This is a genomic window from Streptomyces sp. NPDC053431, from assembly GCF_044544925.1.
GTDB lineage: Bacteria > Actinomycetota > Actinomycetes > Streptomycetales > Streptomycetaceae > Streptomyces.
This window is the reverse complement of record NZ_JBITXX010000003.1, coordinates 36,393-53,458: the sequence shown is the minus strand read 5'-3', so window position 1 is coordinate 53,458 and position 17,066 is coordinate 36,393. Positions and strand designations below refer to the sequence as shown.

The following is a 17,066-nucleotide window of genomic DNA, read 5'->3' as shown; positions in this document are numbered from 1 at the left end:
ACCCCCTCGGTGACGGGGCTCGACGGCCCCAGAGTCTTGACACGCGTTCATGATCCGGAACGGACTCTCGAATGAGAGACCGGTCCGTAGGGCTTCAACGGTACCTGTTTCCTCGGGTCTACGGTACGCCGCGCGCATCACATACCCCGGTACAGAACCGTCGAGGTGCCCTGTCCTTGCTGGTCAATCGCGATTTTAACCCCATCTTGAGGGGCGACCCGCCGATCGGCGTGAGCGAAGTCTCGCGAATCGCTCGCGCAGGGCGCTCCGAGGGCGGGCCGCCCCTGTCAAGTTCAGGCCCGGCGCGCCTCGGCCATGCGCTGCTCGGCGATCCGGTCGGCCGCGGCGGCCGGCGGAATGCCGTCGGACTTCGCACGTGCGAAGATCTCCAGGGTGGTGTCGAAGATCTTCGTGGCCTTCGCCTTGCAGCGGTCGAAGTCGAAGCCGTGCAGCTCGTCGGCGACCTGGATCACACCACCGGCGTTCACCACGTAGTCGGGCGCGTAGAGGATGCCGCGGTCCGCGAGGTCCTTCTCGACACCGGGGTGCGCGAGCTGGTTGTTGGCCGCACCGCAGACGATCTTCGCGGTGAGCACCGGGACGGTGTCGTCGTTCAGCGCGCCGCCCAGGGCGCACGGGGCGTAGATGTCCAGGCCCTCGGTGCGGATCAGGGCGTCCGTGTCGGCGACGACGGTGACCTGCGGGAACCGGTCGGTGATCCGGCGCACCGACTCCTCGCGGACGTCCGTGACGACGACCTCGGCCCCGTCCGAGAGCAGGTGCTCGACCAGGTAGTGCCCGACCTTGCCGACGCCGGCGACGCCGACCTTGCGGCCGCGCAGCGTGGGGTCGCCCCACAGGACCTGCGCGGAGGCGCGCATGCCCTGGAAGACGCCGAAGGCGGTGAGGACGGAGGAGTCGCCGGCGCCGCCGTTCTCGGGGGAACGGCCGGTGGTCCACCGGTTGGTGCGGGCCACGACGTCCATGTCGGCGACGTAGGTGCCGACGTCGCAGGCGGTGACGTAGCGGCCGCCGAGGGAGGCGACGAAGCGCCCGTACGCGAGGAGGAGCTCCTCGCTCTTGATCTGCTCCGGGTCGCCGATGATGACGGCCTTGCCGCCGCCGTGGTCCAGACCGGCCATGGCGTTCTTGTACGACATGCCGCGGGAGAGGTTCAGCGCGTCGGCGATGGCCTCGGCCTCGGTGGCGTACGGGTAGAAGCGGGTACCGCCGAGGGCGGGGCCCAGGGCGGTGTTGTGGAGGGCGATGACGGCCTTGAGGCCGGTGGCGCGGTCCTGGCACAGCACGACTTGCTCGTGGCCCCCCTGCTCCGAGTGGAACAGGGTGTGCAGTACGTCAGGAACGCCGGTCACATCGGTCACGGTGGTGACTCCCAAGTACGAAGCGGCGGAAGGTCCCCCCTGCGGGTGGGGGTGGGACCAGGTCGGCAGAAGGGTAAGTCCTACCTGGCCGTAGCAGGGACGCAGTGCTGAGGATCACCCCCTTCGGGATGACCCGCGTGGAAGGATTTACGACATGTCGGTCCCCTCGTCGGTGCTCGTCCCCTATGCCTCGTATCTGCGGGTGTACGAGCCGCTGGCCGCGTTCCCCGAGCCGGAGCGGGGGCACTGGACCCGCTACGCGCGCCGTACGGACACCCCGGGCGCGCAGGAGGAACTGAGGCGTTCGCTGGCCGACTTGGTGCCCGTGCCGCCGGTCCCGGTGCCGGTGCACGAGAGCGGGGACGCGTTCGTGGCGACGGTGGACGGGGTGGTCCTGGTCTGTCCCTGGCGCACCCGGCTGCGCGGCTGGCTGGCCCTGCAGGAGCTGGTGGGCGGGACGCTGCCGGCGCCGGTCCTGGACGCGATGCTGCCGCCGGTGGTGCGGGAGCAGGTGGCGGCGGACCACGAGCGGTGGCTGGAGCGGAACCCGGACGCGCGGCCGTGGATCCGCAGCGCGGTGTGGCGGGTGCCGTTGAGCTGGTTCGCGGTGTTCTCGGACGAGGAGCGGGAGTACGCGCCCGGGGACCGGGCGGCGGGGGAGCCGCCGGTGCTGCGCTACCGGACGCCGATGGCGCAGGCGCGGCGGCGGCTCGCGCGGGCCCTGAAGGCGCTGCGGGAGGCGATTGCGGAGGGGCCGATGACCGAGAGCCTGGTGGGCGTGGGCCGCTGGCTGGAGGAGTTCCATCCGCGGGCGCTGGTGGAGCTGGACTACGGCGGACTGGTGCACGCGGTCGGCGCGGAGACGCTGGCGGCGGACCGGTCGGCGGCGGACGTGGCGGAGGGCATCGCCGCGCTGCGGGACGGCGACGGCGAGGGCGCGGAGGAGGCGTACGGCCGGCTCGCGGAGCGGTGGCGGGCGATCCGCAACCTGCAGTTCGCCAACTGACCATCGACAGGACATGTCCATCTGATGTAAATGATCTTCATCGCTGGACACCAGTTCGGGTCTTTGGTGTGCTCTGTGGGGCCGAAGGTGCGGGTGGGTCGGGACGTAGGTCCCGATCCGGGCCTTTGGCTCAAGCGTGACGGACAGCACTTAACACACCCTTGCGCCTATCGCCCACCCTCGTGCCAAAATAGGACAAGGAGTCCGGGGAGGGTTCCTTCCGTCCAAGTAAGGGCGGAACGCTCAGCATTGCACTCTATGGGGGGTCTGAGGACTCCTGATCGCTCTGTGACTGATCGTCACAGTGGCGTGACTGTCCGTTATGGCATGGTCCATCGACTTCCGCCGCTGATGAACACCTGCGAGGGCAATTCCATCGGTTTGGCCGACGTGGCTGGACGGATGGTGTAGTTGTAGTGCCGAGGACAAGCCGTTCGTCCTATAACCGACTCGGCCCGCTTCTGCCATTTCGGGCAAGGCGGGTCAAGGTGCAGAATTTAGAGGAAAGAACCGAGAAGGTTCGGTTCTCCCGAGGAGGCCGCTCATGACCGCTCGCACCCCTGATGCCGAGCCGCTGCTGACCCCTGCCGAGGTTGCCACGATGTTCCGCGTGGACCCGAAGACGGTGACCCGTTGGGCGAAGGCCGGCAAGCTCACGTCCATCCGCACCCTGGGTGGACATCGCCGGTACCGCGAGGCCGAGGTCCGCGCCCTGCTGGCGGGCATCCCGCAGCAGCGCAGCGAGGCCTGAGGCGCCCGCGACACCCCGTAACACCCCGCTTCACCGGGCACATCCCGGGTCCCCCAACCCGGTTCGCCCACCCCAAGCTCTGCCGGCAAGTGCCTGCCCCAACAGGCTCTCTGTCATCGATCGCGCTGGACTCCGCCGGGTCCAGCGCGATCTTTTTTGTGCCCCCGTGGGCCCGCTCCCAGGCCGTGCAATTGCACATATTAAATTGGGGTGATGTAGGGAGGGTGTAAGTGAGCCACCTTCTGAAACGGATTCAGTGACTCCCGTCACACTGTCAAAACCTTGCCCCTCCACAGCCTTCCACCTCCGGGACCACCACCGCCCCGCCGTTGGTCACCCCTTGGGGGGACCTTGGTCCTCCGGCGCCGACAACGCAAGAAGGCCCGCACCGAACGGTGCGGGCCTTCCACTTGCGATCCTGACGGGACTTGAACCCGCGACCTCCACCTTGACAGGGTGGCGAGCTAACCAACTGCTCCACAGGACCTTCGCAGCCTCTGATGCGCGGCTGCGAGGAAAACTGTACAGCAGGTCAGCGGTCTGGTCGAACTCACCGACGGCGAGGGCCCCGCTACGGCGCCGCCGCGTCGATCGCCTTCACGATCCGCTTGTCCGACACCGGGTACGCCGTCCCCAGCGCGTGCGCGAAGTAGCTCACCCGCAGCTCCTCGATCATCCAGCGGATGTCCGTGACCGCGGACGGCACCGGGCGCCCCTTCGGGAGCTGCTCGAGCAGCCAGGCGTACTCGTCCAGCATCTCGTGCACCTTCTCCATCCGGGTGGTGTCCCGCTGCACGCCCGTCGGCATCTGCTGCAGCCGCCGGTCCACCGCCACCAGGTAGCGCATCAGGTCCGGCAGCCGCTTCAGGCCGGTACGCGTGACGAAGCCGGCCGGCATCAGCCAGGACAGCTGCTCCCGCACGTCCGACAGGTTCGGCAGCAGGGCCGGGCTGTTGGTGCCCTTCAGGCGCCGCTCGCAGGCCTGCCAGGCCGCCAGGACCTGCTGGACCTGACCCACCGTGCGGATCGTCAGCTCGACGAGGTCGGCACGGACCTTGTCGAACAGCTTCCGGAAGGACTCCTCGTCCCACACCGGCCCGCCGTGGTCCGCGATCAGCTTGTCGGCGGCGGCGGTCGCGCAGTCGTCGAACAGCGCCTGGATCGAGCCGTGCGGGTTCGCGGACAGGGCCAGCTTCTGCTGGTTGGTGAGCTTGTCCGAGGCGAACTTCGCCGGGTTCACCGGGATGTTCAGCATGATCAGCTTCCGGGTGCCCCGCCACATCGCCTGCGCTTGCTCGGCCTCCGAGTCGAAGAGCCGGACGGCCACGGTGTCGCCCTCGTCCACCAGCGCCGGGTACGCCTTGACCGGCTGGCCGGCCCGGCGGGTCTCGAAGACCTTCGTGAGCGTCCCGATCGTCCAGTCCTTGAGCCCCGTGCGCTCCAGGGACGGCCCGGAGCCGTCCGGGCCCGCCGTGGCCGCCTTGGCGGCCTTGGAGAGCGCCTGACGGGCCTTGGGGCGCAGCTGGAGGCGCAGCGCCTCCAGGTCCTTGTCCTCGGCCAGCTTGCGGCGCCGCTCGTCCACGATCCGGAAGGTGATCTTGAGGTGCTCGGGCACCTTCGCCCAGTCGAAGTCGTCCGCCGTGACCGGGACCCCGACCATCCGGTGCAGCTCGCGGGCGAGCGCCGCCGTCAGCGGCTCCTGCACCGGGACGACCGAGTCGAGGAAGCGGCCCGCGAAGTTCGGTGCGGGCACGTAGTGGCGCCGGATCGGCTTGGGCAGCGACCGGATGAGCTCGGTGACGACCTCCTCGCGCAGACCCGGGATCTGCCAGTCGAAGCCCTCGTCGGTGACCTGGTTCAGCACCTGGAGCGGGATGTGCACGGTCACGCCGTCCGCGTCCGCGCCCGGCTCGAACTGGTACGTCACGCGGAACTTCAGCGCGCCCTGCCGCCACGAGTCCGGGTAGTCGGCCTTGGTGACCGCCCCCGCCTTCTCGTTGATGAGCATCTCGCGCTCGAAGTCCAGGAACTCCGGCTCCTCGTGACGCTTGTGCTTCCACCACGAGTCGAAGTGCGCGCCGGACACGACGTGTTCGGGCACCCGCTTGTCGTAGAAGTCGAAGAGCGTCTCGTCGTCGACCAGGATGTCCCGGCGCCGGGCGCGGTGCTCCAGCTCCTCGACCTCGGTGAGGAGCTTGCGGTTGTCGGCGAAGAACTTGTGGTGGGTGCGCCAGTCGCCCTCGACGAGCGCGTTGCGGATGAAGAGCTCGCGGGAGACCTCGGGGTCGATCCGGCCGTAGTTCACCTTGCGGTCGGCGACGATCGGCACGCCGTACAGCGTCACCTTCTCGTACGCCACGACCGCCGCCTGGTCCTTCTCCCAGTGCGGCTCGCTGTACGTCTTCTTCACCAGGTGCTGGGCCAGCGGCTCGACCCACTCGGGCTCGATCCGGGCGTTCACCCGGGCCCACAGCCGCGAGGTCTCCACCAGCTCGGCGGACATGACCATCCGCGGCGGCTTCTTGAAGAGGGCGGAGCCGGGGAAGATCGCGAACTTCGCGCTGCGGGCACCGAGGTACTCGTTCCGGGTGCCCTCCCGCTTGCCGTCCTTGCCGCCGTCCTTGGACTCCTTCACGTCCTTCAGGCCGATGTGGCTGAGGAGGCCGGAGAGCAGGGACACGTGGACGGACTGCTCGGGGGCGTCCTCCTCGTTGAGGTGGATGCCCATCTGCTTGGCGACCGTGCGCAGCTGGCTGTAGATGTCCTGCCACTCGCGGATGCGCAGGAAGTTCAGGTACTCCTGCTTGCACATCCGGCGGAAGGAGCTGGAGCCGCGCTCCTTCTGCTGCTCGCGCACGTAGCGCCACAGGTTGAGGAAGGCGAGGAAGTCGCTCGTCTCGTCCTTGAAGCGGGCGTGCTGCTGGTCGGCCTGCGCCTGCTTGTCGGCCGGCCGCTCGCGCGGGTCCTGGATGGACAGCGCCGCCGCGATCACCATGACCTCGCGGACGCAGCCGTTCCGGTCGGCCTCCAGGACCATGCGGGCGAGCCGGGGGTCGACCGGGAGCTGGGACAGCTTGCGGCCCTGCGGCGTGAGCCTCTTCTTCGGGTCCTTCTGCGTCGGGTCGAGGGCGCCGAGCTCCTGGAGGAGCTGGACGCCGTCCCGGATGTTGCGGTGGTCCGGCGGGTCGATGAAGGGGAACTTCTCGATGTCGCCGAGGCCGGCCGCGGTCATCTGGAGGATGACGGAGGCCAGGTTCGTACGGAGGATCTCGGCGTCCGTGAACTCGGGCCGGGTGAGGAAGTCGTCCTCGGAGTAGAGCCGGATGCAGATGCCGTCCGACGTACGGCCGCAGCGGCCCTTGCGCTGGTTGGCGCTGGCCTGGCTGATCGGCTCGATCGGGAGGCGCTGCACCTTGGTGCGGTGCGAGTAGCGCGAGATGCGGGCGGTGCCCGGGTCGATCACGTACTTGATGCCGGGGACGGTCAGCGAGGTCTCGGCGACGTTCGTGGCGAGCACGATCCGGCGGCCGGAGTGGGCCTGGAAGACCCGGTGCTGCTCGGCGTGCGACAGCCGGGCGTACAGCGGCAGGATCTCCGTGTTGAAGAGCCTCTTCTTGATCAGGGCGTCCGCCGTGTCGCGGATCTCGCGCTCGCCGGAGAGGAAGACCAGGATGTCGCCCGGCCCCTCCTTCTGGAGCTCGTCCACGGCGTCGCAGATCGCGGTGATCTGGTCGCGGTCGGCCTCCTCGGAGTCCTCTTCCAGGAGCGGCCGGTAGCGCACCTCGACCGGGTAGGTGCGGCCGGAGACCTCGACGATCGGGGCGTCGCCGAAATGACGCGAGAAGCGCTCCGGGTCGATGGTCGCGGAGGTGATCACGACCTTCAGATCGGGGCGCTTCGGGAGCAGCTGGGCCAGATAGCCGAGCAGGAAGTCGATGTTGAGGGACCGCTCGTGGGCCTCGTCGATGATGATCGTGTCGTAGGCGCGGAGCTCGCGGTCCGTCTGGATCTCGGCGAGCAGGATGCCGTCCGTCATCAGCTTGACGAAGGTCTCGTCGGGGTTCACCTGGTCCGTGAACCGGACCTTCCAGCCGACCGCCTCGCCGAGCGGGGTCCTGAGCTCCTCCGCCACGCGCTCCGCGACCGTGCGGGCGGCGATCCGGCGGGGCTGGGTGTGCCCGATCATGCCGCGGACGCCGCGGCCCAGCTCCAGACAGATCTTCGGGATCTGCGTCGTCTTGCCGGAGCCGGTCTCACCGGCGACGATCACGACCTGATGGTCGCGTATCGCCTCGGCGATCTCGTCCTTCTTCTGCGAGACGGGCAGCTGCTCGGGATAGGTGACGGGCGGCACGAGGGCCGCGCGCGCCTCGACGCGCTCCTTGGCCTTGCCGGCCTCGGCGGCGATCTCGTCCAGGACGGCCTCGCGGGCCTCGGGCTTGCGGATGCGGCGGGCGCCTTCGAGACGGCGGCCGAGCCGGTGGGAGTCCCGCAGCGAGACCTCGGCCAGGACGGACTGGAGGGCGGCGAAGGAAGTAGACATACGGAATCCAGGATCGCACCTGCGGCCGAGAACCGGCGAACCGATTTACGAGGGCGGTGCGGCGCCCATGCGTAGTATTTCGGGCACACCGGTCAGCACCCTCCCGAAAGGTTTCGGCATGTCCCGCACCCACCGCGTGACGGCGGCGTTCGCCGCGCTCGCGGGGCTCGTGCTGGGGCTGCTGGTCTGCGGGACGGTGACGGCGGGCGCCCAGGACAGGAGCGCGGTCACGGTGGCCGGCGCGCCGGCCGACGGCCCGGGCTGCGACCGGGGCCACGGCGGCGCCGAGGGGGCCGCGGCCCCCGCCGTACCGCCCCGCCCGCACGGCTTCGGCGACCTGCTCCCGGCGCCGGCGGGGGCGCGGACCCCGTGCGGCGGCTGGGGCGCGGAGCAGGACGCGGCGGAGGCGCCGCCGGGGCCCGAGCCGCCGGCGCTCGCCCCGCCCTCGCCGGTGGAGCTGTCGATCCTGAGGGTCTAGACGGGGGCCTCTCCTCGCCGTCCGTCCTTTCTCCTCCGTCCTCAGGAGCGCTTTCGCATGTCCAGGTCCAAGCCCGTCATGATCGTCGCGGGGGTGGCCCTCGCGGCCACGCTGCTCGGCGTCGTCTCGTACGCGACCACCAAGCCGTCCTCCCCTTCCGGGTCCTCCGTCGCCGAGGTCTCCGCCGACCCGTCCGCCGGCGTCTATCCGGAGCTGGAGGCCTACGCCCGCCGCGACCCGAACGACAAGCTGGCCCTCGGCCGCGTCGACGCGCCCGTGGTGCTGATCGAGTACGCCGACTTCCAGTGCGGCTACTGCGGCAAGTTCGCCCGGGACACCGAGCCCGAGCTGGTGAGGAAGTACGTGGACACCGGCACCCTGCGCATCGAGTGGCGCAACTTCCCGATCTTCGGCGAGGACTCCGAGGCGGCGGCCCGCGCCTCCTGGGCGGCCGGGCAGCAGGGCCGCTTCTGGCAGTTCCACCGGGCCGCGTACGCGCCGGGTGCCAAGGAGAAGGGCTTCGGCGAGGAGCGGCTGGCCGCCCTCGCGCGGGAGGCGGGCGTCGCCGACCTCGCCCGGTTCCGCCGGGACGCGGGCAGCGCGGCGGCCCGGGAGGCGGTGAGCAGGGACCAGGAGCAGGGCTACGCGCTCGGCGCCACCTCCACCCCGTCCTTCCTGGTCAACGGACGCCCGATCGCCGGCGCCCAGCCGACGGCCACCTTCACGGAGGCCGTCGAGGCGGCGGCCCGGGCGGCGAAGGCCGCCGGGTCCAAGGCCGCGGGACCCGGCGCGGGCGGCCCGGACGCGGCGCGGGCGCCGGGCGCCGACGGCCAGGACCCGGCGCAGGCGCCGGGCGCCGGCCGGGGCGGGGAGTCGGCCGGGTCCGCGCGGGACCCGCGATGACCTCCGGGATCGGCTACTTCGCCGCCTTCCTCGGCGGCCTGCTCGCCCTGTTCAGCCCGTGCAGCGCCCTGCTGCTCCCGGCCTTCTTCGCGTACTCCGTCGACACCCGGGCCCGGCTGGTGGCCCGCACCGGGATCTTCTACGCCGGTCTGGCCACCACCCTCGTCCCGCTGGGCGCGGCCGGCTCCTTCGCCGGCCGCCTCTTCTACGGCCACCGGGACATCCTGGTGGCCGTCGGCGGCTGGCTGATCGTGGCCCTCGGCGTGCTGCAGATCCTCGGCCTGGGCTTCGCGTCCCGCCGGCTCGCCGAGGCGAGCGGCCGGATCCGCCCCACGACCGCGTTCTCCGTCTACGCCCTGGGCCTGGTCTACGGCCTCGCGGGATTCTGCGCGGGCCCCATCCTGGGCAGCGTCCTGACCGTGGCGGCGCTCAGCGGCAGCCCGGCCTACGGCGGGCTGCTCCTCGCGGTGTACGCGCTCGGCATGGCCGTCCCGCTGTTCGCGCTCGCGCTGCTCTGGGAGCGGTACGACCTGGGCCGGCGCCGCTGGCTGCGCGGCCGGCCGATCCGCCTGGGCCGTTTCACGGCGCACTCGACCTCGCTGCTCTCGGGCCTGTTCTTCATCGCCCTCGGCACGCTGTTCCTGGTCTTCGACGGCACCACGGCCCTGCCCGGGCTGCTCTCGGTCGACGACTCCTTCGCCGTGGAGGAGCGCGTGGGCGCCCTGGGCCGGGCGGTCCCGGACTGGGCGCTGCTCGTGGCCGTGGTCGCGGTGGTGGCGGCGGCGCTCGCGTGGCGCGGCCGCCGCGCCCGGCGCGCCGGGGAGGAGGAGTAGGGGGCGGGAAACACGGAAGGCCCCGTTCTCGCGAACGGGGCCTTCTCCTGTGGCTGGGGCCGGGGTCGAACCGGCGACCTATCGCTTTTCAGGCGATCGCTCGTACCAACTGAGCTACCCAGCCAAGAGATCGTTTCCGATCTCGGCGATCCTGACGGGACTTGAACCCGCGACCTCCACCTTGACAGGGTGGCGAGCTAACCAACTGCTCCACAGGACCATATGGTGTGCGAGAACAAGTCTCGCACAGGGTTGTGCGTGCCCCCAACGGGATTCGAACCCGTGCTACCGCCTTGAAAGGGCGGCGTCCTGGGCCACTAGACGATGAGGGCTAAGGGCCCACCTGGGCGCTTCTCAGCGCGTCGGGGACGTGAGAAGCATATGGGATGGCAGGCGGTATCGCCAAAACGGTTTCGAGGCGGGGTCGTGGCGGGCGCGTCGCGGCCCCGTGGCCGGCCCGCCGCGGGCGTCCCGAGGGGGGCGGGTCAGCCCCAGCCCAGTTCGTGGAGGCGTTCGTCGTCGATGCCGAAGTGGTGGGCGATCTCGTGGACCACGGTCACGGCCACCTCGTGGACCACGTCCTGTGCCGTCTCGCAGTAGCGGAGGGTCGGGCCCATGTAGATGGAGATGCGGTCCGGGAGCACGCCGGCGTACCACTCCCCGCGCTCGGTGAGCGGCGTTCCCTCGTACAGGCCGAGGAGTTCCGGGTCCGAGGGGTCCGGTTCGTCCTCGACGAACACGGCCACGTTGTCCATCACCCGGGTGAGTTCCGGCGGGATCGTGTCCAGGGCCTGGGACACCAGTTCTTCGAACGTGTCGCGCGTCATCTCCAGCACAACGCCATTGTCCGGTGCCGGGACGGTGAACCGCAGCGGCATTGGAGTGGCGATCGCGTGAGAGCGGTGACCCTGGGAAGGGTCCGCCGGTTCTCCCGGGCATGAACAACACCCTCAAGCGCTCCCTCGCGGGCGCCGCTGTCACGGCCCTGGCCCTTCTCGGTACGGCGGGCGCCGCCCACGCCGACACCGGCGACGTCCACGGCGTGGCCAACCTGGTCGACGTCGACGACGTCCTGGACCTGGAGGACGTGCTGAACGGCGTCGGCCTGCTCGGCGACGGCACCTCCTCCACGGGCGGCGCCGCCGCCACCACCGAAGCGGCCAAGCAGGCGGACACCACCGCGACCGCGGCGACGGCCACCACCGCGGCCAAGGAGACCTCCACCACCACCGTCGCCTCCAACGACGCCCTGGCCAAGGACACGGCCACCACCGCGGCCAAGCAGCCGGCCAAGGCGTCCGGCACCGCCGGTGCCCTCGGCCGGGCCGTCGCGCCGCTGGGCGTCCTGGGCGGCCTCCTCGGCCTCGGCGGCTGAGTCCCTCACAGGCGCGCGGAGGGCGTGTCCCCAATGGCACCAAGGGAGTTGGAGAGGGCAACGCGTTCGAACCGCGTCCCGTTCCTGCCTGTCGTGTTCTGGAGGTGCCCTCCGTGCGCCCTTTGCCCACCCCTGTGAGATGGGCCGCCACCGCGTTGGCGGTCGCCGCCTGCGCGGGCCTGAGCGGCTGTATGAGTGTCGGCGACGACGGCGCGAAGCCGGCGCCGAGCAGCTCCGCCGGCAAGCGCGGCGCGGCGGGCGGCTCCGGGGAGGACGGCGGGCTCTCCGGTTCGCACGGCGGGGGCGGCTTCGACCGTACGGGGCAGAGCGGGCCGGACCCGGACGGGGCGGGCAAGGAGACGCCGGTGCCGAGCGGCTCGGCGTCCGTCACGGCGCAGCCCTCCGACGGGGTGGGCCCGGCCGGTCCCGACGGGGTGCCGAAACCGCAGCAGCCGCCGGACGGCGCGGACGGCGGGGCGGGCGGCGACCCCGGGACGCCCGGCGGAGCCACCACCCCTCCGGTGGATCCGCCGCAGCCGACGCCGACGCCGGAGCCGAGCCCCACGCAGGAGCCGACGCCCGAACCGACGGTGACCGAGTCGCCCACGACGACGCCCGGCGCGGACACCCACATGGGTGCCATGCGGGCCGCCGAGCGGCCCGGCGGGGCGACCGAGCCGGAGGCATCGCCGCAGGCCGGGCCGGTGTGACGCAGCTCGGTTTGCCTTGGGTGGGGGAGAGTGCGTATGGTGGTAGATCGTTTGATCCCATTTGCCCGGCGCCACGACCGAAGAGCGCCGTGACTGGCGCGTACTCTCCCTTGCCGTGGCTGACCGCATTGAGGCGGTCGTAGTGCGAAACACGGAGTTGACGGGCGCGTGCCGAGACTCCGGAAGGTTTCGCATTTCGCATGTCCATTTTCAGTTCTGATCACGCTGTCCTGCCCGAGAACGACGAGATCGTCGACGTCGTCGAGGTCGTCGAGGCCGATGTCGTGACGACGTCCGTCGAGGCCGACGAGACCTCTGCCGACGAGACCCCCTCGATCACCTTCGGTGACCTGGGTCTCCCCGAGGGCGTCGTGCGCAAGCTCGCCCAGAATGGCGTGACCACCCCCTTCCCGATCCAGGCCGCGACCATCCCGGACGCCCTGGCCGGCAAGGACATCCTCGGCCGTGGCCGCACCGGCTCCGGCAAGACCCTCTCCTTCGGCCTCCCGCTGCTCGCCACCCTGGCCGGCGGCGAGACCGAGAAGAAGAAGCCCCGCGGCGTCATCCTCACCCCGACCCGTGAGCTCGCGATGCAGGTCGCGGACGCCCTCCAGCCGTACGGCGACGTGCTCGGCCTCCGCATGAAGGTCGTGTGCGGCGGTACGTCCATGGGCAACCAGATCTACGCCCTGGAGCGCGGCGTCGACATCCTCGTCGCCACCCCGGGCCGTCTGCGCGACATCATCAACCGCGGCGCCTGCTCCCTGGAGCAGGTCCAGGTCGCCGTCCTCGACGAGGCCGACCAGATGGCCGACCTGGGCTTCCTGCCCGAGGTCACCGAGCTGCTCGACCAGGTCCCGGTCGGCGGCCAGCGTCTGCTCTTCTCCGCCACGCTGGAGAACGAGATCGACAGCCTGGTCAAGCGCTACCTGGTGAACCCGATCACCCACGAGGTCGACCCGTCCGCCGGCGCCGTCACCACCATGACCCACCACGTCCTGGTCGTGAAGCCGAAGGACAAGGCCCCGGTCACCGCCGCGATCGCCGCCCGCAAGGGCCGCACCATCATCTTCGTCCGCACCCAGCTGGGCGCCGACCGCGTCGCCGAGCAGCTGCGCGAGTCGGGCGTGAAGGCCGACGCGCTGCACGGCGGCATGACCCAGGGCGCGCGTACCCGCACGCTGGCCGACTTCAAGGACGGTTACGTCAACGTCCTCGTCGCCACCGACGTCGCCGCCCGCGGTATCCACGTCGACGGCATCGACCTGGTCCTCAACGTGGACCCGGCCGGCGACCACAAGGACTACCTGCACCGCTCGGGCCGCACCGCCCGCGCCGGCCGCTCCGGTGTCGTGGTCTCCCTGGCCCTGCCGCACCAGCGCCGCCAGATCTTCCGCCTGATGGAGGACGCGGGCGTGGACGCCTCGCGCCACATCGTCGGCGGTGCGGGCGCGTTCGACCCCGAGGTGGCCGAGATCACCGGCGCGCGGTCGCTGACCGAGGTCCAGGCCGATTCCGCGAACAACGCCGCCAAGCAGGCCGAGCGCGAGGTCGCCGACCTGACCAAGCAGCTGGAGCGCCTGCAGCGCCGCGCCGTCGAGCTCCGCGACGAGGCCGACCGCCTGGTGGCCCGCGCCGCCCGCGAGCGCGGCGAGGACCCGGAGGCCGCCGTGGCCGAGGTGACCGAGGCCGCCGTGGCCGAGGTCGCCGCCGCTGCCGCGGAGCCGGTCCGCGAGGAGCGCCGCGACTTCGACCGCCGTGACGACCGTGGTGGCTTCGAGCGCCGCGACAACGACCGCGGTGGCGACCGTGGCGGTTTCCGTCGGGACAACGACCGTCCGTCGGGCGGTTTCCGCCGGGACAACGACCGTCCGTCGTTCAACCGCGACCGTGACAACGACCGTGGTGGTTTCCGTCGGGACAACGACCGCGGTGGCGACCGTGGCGGTTTCCGTCGGGACAACGACCGTCCGTCGGGCGGTTTCCGCCGGGACAACGACCGTCCGTCGTTCAACCGCGACCGTGACAACGACCGTGGTGGTTTCCGTCGGGACAACGACCGCGGTGGCGACCGTGGCGGTTTCCGCCGCGACAACGACCGTCCGTCGGGCGGTTTCCGCCGGGACAACGACCGTCCGTCGTTCAACCGCGACCGTGACAACGACCGCGGCGGCTTCCGCCGGGACAACGACCGTCCGTCGGGCGGCTTCCGCCGCGACAACGAGCGCCGTGACAACGACCGTGGCGGCTTCCGTCGCGACGACCGCCCCGCCGGCGGCCACCGTGGCAGCGACCGTCCGTTCAACCGCGACCGCCGCGACGACCGCCCGTCGAGCGGTTTCCGCCGCGACGACCACCGCCCCTCGGGCGGCGGCTTCCGCCGTGACGACCACCGCCCGTCCGGCGGCGGCTTCCGCCGCGACGACAAGCCGCGCTGGAAGCGCAACGGCTGACACACCGACAGGGCCCCCGTCCGCACTCCTGTGCGGGCGGGGGCCCTGCCCGTTGCACCACGCGAAGCGCCGGAGCCAATACCCGATCGGTTTGGCGGAGCTGTCGGGCTATGCTGCTCGGGTGTGCTTGTCCACGGGCCGTTAGCTCAATTGGCAGAGCAGTGGACTTTTAATCCATTGGTTGTGGGTTCGAGTCCCACACGGCCTACGCACGGCGGGCGAGGGGAGACCCTCTGACCTGCTACGGAGCGCCCCGACCGGCTTTGGCTGGTCGGGGCGCTTCGGCGTTCGGGGGTGCTTGCGTGAGCGGTGCGTGAGCGAGGGCAGAGTCCCGTGCACGTGGCCACAGGCGGGGTGGGAGGCCAACTGAGTGGACAGGATCGCTACTGAGCCAAGCGATCTTCGATCGCATCGACCGCTTCATGTAGGTGACGGAAGACCTGAGTCCCGATCTTCATACGACGCAGGCCGTGCGACAGATGCTCGCGCATGTGGCGTTCGCATACGACGAAGTCGGCGTATCCTGCTGCGCATCCCAGGTACACCATGTCGGTGCAGTCGTTCGCTCGCCACTTAGTCTTCTCATTGAGGTGCCGGGTGTGGAACATCTGGCGGAAGAGACCCAGCGAGGGAGCGCTGCTGAGGTCATCCATGGCCTTCCTTTCCAACCAGGTTCCGAACTGATCGACCGGTACTTGCAGGGCATGGGCTACCTCAGCGAGCTCTCCACGTACATCAGCAAGGAAGAAGGCATCGATCGCCTTCCGTTTCTGCTGCCCGTCGCGGTGCTTTTCCCCATCCAGCCAATCGCTGAATCGCTGGTTCTGAGCAGCCCAGCCGACTGATGGCCCAGGTTCCACCCGCTCTGTGTCGAGCATTGAGTCGATGGAGGCCATGGCACTGATGACTGCCTCCAGTGCCAGGGTGTGCTCGGGCGGTAGCCCAGCAGGAGCCTTGTAGCCCTGGTACCCGCGCGTTGCGGAGTACAGGGACTCGGGCTGGAGGGTGAAGACGGCAGGGGGCTGCGGCGTCTCTATGGTGCCGACGTGTCGGAGCAGCGCGTGCCGGATCTCCTGCTGCCTGACCTCCAGCGGGTCATGCATCTGCCACCCGCGACTCTGCTGGAGGATAGTTAGGGCGAGCTTGTAGCGCTTCTCGGTGCTGAACCGCTTCCCAGTCTCGGAGTAGTGACCGGCTGATGCCGGTAGGACGATGTGCCTGTCGCTTACCAGCTGGATCAGCCGTGCAGCTGCTCTGCGGTTCTCCGGACTCACTTTTTCCGGGGCGTGCAGCGAATTGCTGACCTCGCTCCACTTGTTCTGGTCCAAGTACACGACGAGCCGGCCGCCAAGCGGATCGGTCGAGTTTGCTGTCGGTAGCTCAAAAGCGACCGAGTCGCCGTGGATCGTCACCGCTAGCACCGCGTCGAACGACCCCGAGACATGCAGCCTCGTCAGAGCGCTGCTGTCCTCAAAAGGGGACCGCTGGAGAGGGAACCGTGCTTCCTTGCCATCGGAACGTGTCAGAACGATGGACCCAGTTTCTCGGTCCATCGTGAGCAGAGTGATCCGTTCTGTCCCCTGAGCGTGCATGGACACATCCTGCGGCAGACCACTGACAGATGTTCTGACTTTTAGCGAGGGCGACGGCTGCGAGGAACCAGTGCCGCTGCCGCCTCGGCCACCGCGCGGTCGACCTCCGGGAGAAGGCTCGTGTACGTGTCGGAGGTCAGGGTGATCGTGGAGTGGCGGAGGGTCTCCTTGAGCGTGTGGATGTCGCCGCCGGCGCCGTGGGTGAGTGTGGCAGAGACGTGGCGGAGGTCCCGCAGGGTGATGGGCGGGAGGTCGGTGGTGGCGAGGATGCGGCGGAAGGTCTCCGAGACGGTCTCCGGGTGGAGCCAGGAGCCGTCCTCCTTGGTGAAGACCTTGCCCGTGTCCTGCCAGGCGGCGCCGGCCTTCCTCCGCTCCTTCGCCTGACGGGCCTTCTGAGCGCGTAGGACCTGGATGTTCACGCTGTCGAGCGCGATCGTGCCCGCGCTGCCATCGGTCTTCGGTTCGGACTCGTACGGGTCCCAGCCGTCGACGACGATCTCCTTGGCCGGGGTGATGAGGCCGGCGTCGAGGTCGGTCTCGTGCCAGTCCTGGCCGACCGCCTCGCCGCGCCGGAGGCCGCGGGTGCCCATGAGGTGGAAGACGGCGTAGAGCCGGTCCTCTTCGGCGGCGTCGAGGAAGGCGCCGAACTGCTGCGGGGTCCACACCATGACCGGGCCGGGGACCTCGCCCGTCTCCCGCCAGCGACGGACCCGCTCGTCGGTCCACAGCAGCGGCTTGGGGCGCTTGCCGGACTCCAGCTCGACGTGGGCGGCCGGATTGAAGGTGATGAGCTGCTGGGCGATGGCGGAGTTCAGGGCCGCACGGAGAGTGCGGCCAGCGCCCGCTCGCCACCTACGAACAGGTGATCGCCATCGGACGCACCGCTCCCCTGGGACGCGACGGCCGCGTCTCCCGCCGCCACATGGAGAAGGCCATCCGCGCCGAGGGCCTCAGGCCCGGCCGACGCGAACGCCTCGAGAAGGCCAAGGGCGAGCTCCAGGCCGAGCTCGACCAGCAGCTCACCAAGACCGCCGCGTAGC

At 70.3% G+C, this 17,066-nt stretch carries 13 protein-coding genes, 5 tRNA genes and 1 pseudogene; 10 read left to right on the top strand and 9 right to left on the bottom strand.

All coding sequences use genetic code 11. The annotated features are described in order from the left end of the window. Window positions 1-293 precede the first annotated feature (293 nt). Window positions 294-1,382 carry a Leu/Phe/Val dehydrogenase gene (locus ACIGXE_RS09630; RefSeq protein WP_399745271.1) on the bottom strand — a complete coding sequence of 363 codons (1,089 nt, stop codon included), beginning with the start codon at window positions 1,380-1,382 and terminating at the stop codon, window positions 294-296. 154 nt (window positions 1,383-1,536) lie between these two features. Here ACIGXE_RS09630 and ACIGXE_RS09625 point away from each other — a divergent pair, with 154 nt between their 5' ends. Together ACIGXE_RS09625 and bldC are read left to right on the top strand one after the other, a co-directional pair. Next, a complete protein-coding gene (locus ACIGXE_RS09625) occupies window positions 1,537-2,388 on the top strand; it encodes a hypothetical protein (protein WP_399745269.1) in 852 nt (283 codons plus the stop codon). Between the two features lie 544 nt (window positions 2,389-2,932). Then, window positions 2,933-3,139, top strand: a complete 207-nt coding sequence (gene bldC, locus ACIGXE_RS09620) for a developmental transcriptional regulator BldC (protein ID WP_003949541.1) — start codon at window positions 2,933-2,935, stop codon at window positions 3,137-3,139. 413 nt (window positions 3,140-3,552) lie between these two features. Here bldC and ACIGXE_RS09615 read toward each other — a convergent pair. Further along, window positions 3,553-3,626, bottom strand: a tRNA-Asp gene (locus ACIGXE_RS09615). 84 nt (window positions 3,627-3,710) lie between these two features. Continuing rightward, window positions 3,711-7,682 (bottom strand): ATP-dependent RNA helicase HrpA, encoded by a 3,972-nt coding sequence (gene hrpA / locus ACIGXE_RS09610; RefSeq protein ID WP_399745267.1) that lies wholly within the window; start codon window positions 7,680-7,682, stop codon window positions 3,711-3,713. A 118-nt stretch (window positions 7,683-7,800) separates the two neighbouring features. On the opposite strand from hrpA, the gene ACIGXE_RS09605 reads away from it, so the two are divergent. Genes ACIGXE_RS09605 through ACIGXE_RS09595 form a run of 3 tightly spaced genes read left to right on the top strand, consistent with a single transcriptional unit; the run spans window position 7,801 to window position 9,896 of the window. After that, window positions 7,801-8,160 carry a hypothetical protein gene (locus ACIGXE_RS09605; protein ID WP_399745266.1) on the top strand — a complete coding sequence of 120 codons (360 nt, stop codon included), beginning with the start codon at window positions 7,801-7,803 and terminating at the stop codon, window positions 8,158-8,160. Window positions 8,161-8,217: 57 nt separating this feature from the next. Next, on the top strand, window positions 8,218-9,063 hold the full coding sequence (locus ACIGXE_RS09600) for a DsbA family protein (protein WP_399745264.1): 846 nt from the start codon (window positions 8,218-8,220) through the stop codon (window positions 9,061-9,063). After that, window positions 9,060-9,896 (top strand): cytochrome c biogenesis CcdA family protein, encoded by an 837-nt coding sequence (locus ACIGXE_RS09595; protein ID WP_399745262.1) that lies wholly within the window; start codon window positions 9,060-9,062, stop codon window positions 9,894-9,896. The genes ACIGXE_RS09600 and ACIGXE_RS09595 overlap by 4 nt, the downstream gene beginning before the upstream one ends. A gap of 50 nt (window positions 9,897-9,946) precedes the next feature. Here ACIGXE_RS09595 and ACIGXE_RS09590 read toward each other — a convergent pair. The 4 genes from ACIGXE_RS09590 to ACIGXE_RS09575 all read right to left on the bottom strand — a co-directional run bounded on the left by ACIGXE_RS09590 (window position 9,947) and on the right by ACIGXE_RS09575 (window position 10,732). Next, window positions 9,947-10,020, bottom strand: a tRNA-Phe gene (locus tag ACIGXE_RS09590). Between the two features lie 22 nt (window positions 10,021-10,042). Beyond that, window positions 10,043-10,116 (bottom strand) — tRNA-Asp (locus tag ACIGXE_RS09585). Window positions 10,117-10,155: 39 nt separating this feature from the next. Beyond that, window positions 10,156-10,228: transfer RNA gene (locus ACIGXE_RS09580), tRNA-Glu, on the bottom strand. Window positions 10,229-10,381: 153 nt separating this feature from the next. Further along, a complete protein-coding gene (locus ACIGXE_RS09575; RefSeq protein ID WP_399745260.1) occupies window positions 10,382-10,732 on the bottom strand; it encodes a metallopeptidase family protein in 351 nt (116 codons plus the stop codon). Between the two features lie 101 nt (window positions 10,733-10,833). Here ACIGXE_RS09575 and ACIGXE_RS09570 point away from each other — a divergent pair, with 101 nt between their 5' ends. The 4 genes from ACIGXE_RS09570 (at window position 10,834) to ACIGXE_RS09555 (ending at window position 14,642) form a co-directional block, all read left to right on the top strand. Continuing rightward, window positions 10,834-11,271, top strand: a complete 438-nt coding sequence (locus ACIGXE_RS09570) for a hypothetical protein (RefSeq protein ID WP_399745258.1) — start codon at window positions 10,834-10,836, stop codon at window positions 11,269-11,271. 191 nt (window positions 11,272-11,462) lie between these two features. After that, on the top strand, window positions 11,463-11,981 hold the full coding sequence (locus ACIGXE_RS09565) for a hypothetical protein (protein WP_399745256.1): 519 nt from the start codon (window positions 11,463-11,465) through the stop codon (window positions 11,979-11,981). A 200-nt stretch (window positions 11,982-12,181) separates the two neighbouring features. Then, window positions 12,182-14,434 (top strand): DEAD/DEAH box helicase, encoded by a 2,253-nt coding sequence (locus ACIGXE_RS09560; protein ID WP_399745254.1) that lies wholly within the window; start codon window positions 12,182-12,184, stop codon window positions 14,432-14,434. Window positions 14,435-14,569: 135 nt separating this feature from the next. Next, a tRNA-Lys gene (locus ACIGXE_RS09555) sits at window positions 14,570-14,642 on the top strand. Between the two features lie 175 nt (window positions 14,643-14,817). On the opposite strand, the gene ACIGXE_RS09550 is transcribed toward ACIGXE_RS09555, so the two are convergent. Further along, entirely contained in the window at window positions 14,818-16,026 is a 1,209-nt protein-coding gene (locus ACIGXE_RS09550) for a hypothetical protein (RefSeq protein WP_399745252.1), read from the bottom strand. 41 nt (window positions 16,027-16,067) lie between these two features. Continuing rightward, window positions 16,068-16,874 (bottom strand): annotated as a pseudogene (gene xerC / locus ACIGXE_RS09545) (tyrosine recombinase XerC); the annotation flags it as partial. Between the two features lie 14 nt (window positions 16,875-16,888). Between xerC and ACIGXE_RS09540 the strand changes: the two are divergent. Beyond that, window positions 16,889-17,065, top strand: a complete 177-nt coding sequence (locus ACIGXE_RS09540; RefSeq protein WP_399745250.1) for a hypothetical protein — start codon at window positions 16,889-16,891, stop codon at window positions 17,063-17,065. Window position 17,066 lies beyond the last annotated feature (1 nt).